The organism is Pseudomonas sp. SIMBA_041, assembly GCF_046535095.1.
Taxonomy (GTDB): domain Bacteria; phylum Pseudomonadota; class Gammaproteobacteria; order Pseudomonadales; family Pseudomonadaceae; genus Aquipseudomonas; species Aquipseudomonas mucoides.
The window spans coordinates 1-234 of the sequence record NZ_JAWRXJ010000965.1; the positions used below are offsets into that span (position 1 = coordinate 1).

Below are 234 nucleotides of genomic sequence, written 5' to 3' on the forward strand. Positions count from 1 at the left end.
GTACATGTCGCGGGGGCGCAGGTGAACGTGCTCGGGGCGCCCGGGGATCACCAGGGCCAGGCCGGCGATAAAGGTGATCATGCTGGCCCAGAGGAAGGACGGCAGGTCGCCGGTACGTTCGAAGACCACCAGGGTCGCCATCGGCACCACCATGGCGATCGCCAGGGTGATGAGGAAGATGCCGATGATGAAACCAATGATCCTTAAGGTCGGCAACGCCATGTGTTCCGCTCG

1 pseudogene is annotated in these 234 nt (G+C 63.2%); it reads right to left on the bottom strand.

From position 1 onward, the window contains the following. Positions 1–222: pseudogene (locus SB725_RS34005) on the bottom strand (potassium transporter TrkH); the annotation flags it as partial. Between the last annotated feature and the right edge of the window lie 12 nt (positions 223–234).